The organism is Pararhodobacter sp. SW119 (assembly GCF_017811755.1).
Classification (GTDB): Bacteria; Pseudomonadota; Alphaproteobacteria; order Rhodobacterales; family Rhodobacteraceae; genus Pararhodobacter.
The window spans coordinates 1-1338 of the sequence record NZ_JADDJF010000152.1 but is presented as its reverse complement, the minus strand read 5'-3'; the positions used below and the strand labels follow the sequence as shown (position 1 = coordinate 1338).

General features: G+C 59.3%; 1 protein-coding gene and 1 tRNA gene. Both read left to right on the top strand.

What is annotated here, in order from left to right:
* Nucleotides 1-342: 342 nt before the first annotated feature.
* Nucleotides 343-417 (top strand) — tRNA-Asn (locus IM708_RS20985).
* Nucleotides 418-542: 125 nt separating this feature from the next.
* Nucleotides 543-1338, top strand: a 796-nt coding sequence (locus tag IM708_RS20980) for a DUF6538 domain-containing protein (protein ID WP_209428490.1), incomplete at its 3' end; no start/stop codon positions are given.

Here is a 1338-nt window from a genome sequence, read left to right as displayed (position 1 = left end):
CCCGGAAACTGCCCCACCGGACAATAGCACGGCAGACAAGGCCGGGGAATCCTCAACCATGCAGAGGTCTTAAGGGGTTGAGTTCCGCGACGGGCTCCGCCAGCTGCAAACGGCCGCCTGATAAAGCGGCACCAACTTCTGCGCATATCTCCGGCAAATGGGCGACGACGGAGTTCCGATGAAGCGCTCGCGCACCACCGGGTTGAGCCGTGTAGTGCGCTCTCCGGTAAATCCGAGGAACTTCCAACGCGTAAATGCGCGCCTGCTTCGCAAAAAAACAGCCTGCGCTAGTCGCGAGACCCTCTGGACCTCTCGCTGCCACGTTGGTATGAAGCGCACGATTCCGGCGTAGCTCAGCGGTAGAGCAGTTGACTGTTAATCAATTGGTCGTAGGTTCGATCCCTACCGCCGGAGCCAACTCACAAGAAAACCCAACAAGATCAACGCACTAAGGAGCTCGCGCGACGCAGTTCCGTGCGTGTCTGTCCTCTGCGTCCACGGGTGTCGCACATTGCTGCGCCCAGAGATTCGGAGCAGAGGGTATGGGCAGAGCGGCTTTCCTGACAAAGCGAGGCAATTGCTACTGGTTTCGTGGCCGCATTCCGGTCGTTGCGCCTTGCGATATGCACGGTATCGCTTACAGCCTAGGCGTGAGCAGGACGACGCCGAAGCGCGCTGACCTCGGGCATATCACCCTGAGTCTCAGAACATCCTGCCCTCGCGAGGCCCGGCGCCGCGCGATCCGTCTCGCCGCGCTCTTCGAGCATGCCTGGACCCTGTTCGAAGACGCCGCGCAGAGAGACAAGAAGATGGAAGAGCCAGAAAGCCGCCGCAAAATAGCTCGCGCCCTGTTGCAGATTATGCAGGACAACACCGCAATAGCTCGGAGGGTCTCGGATAACTTCCTTCCATCATCGGAAGAATCCCGTTCACTCGAAAGGGCCGATGCGCATAGTCGTGTGCGGATCCAGTCTCTCTTTCCTCCAGAGGAAGCGCCGGTCGCGCAGGCAGGGGCTACGCCCCGCATAAGCGATAACCCTTTGGACGACCCGGAGTTCATTGCGGCACTTGAGGACCAAATCGATCCAGACGTGTCCGAAGAGGATCTGTTCTTCCAGTTCGACGCTCAGCTCGGCTGGCTCACGCATCTGCTTTCCGTCTACATCCAGCACTGCGCGGTACTGTACCCTGATGTCTGGAAATTCGCTTTGGGTTGGGGCCATGAGCCCCTGCTGGGGCATGCCCCAGCAGGGGCTGCCCATTCTGGTATTCCATGGAGTTTGCTGAACGACCATGGAGAAGCGCGAATGGACAGGCGGAAAGATACGGCGTTTGAGG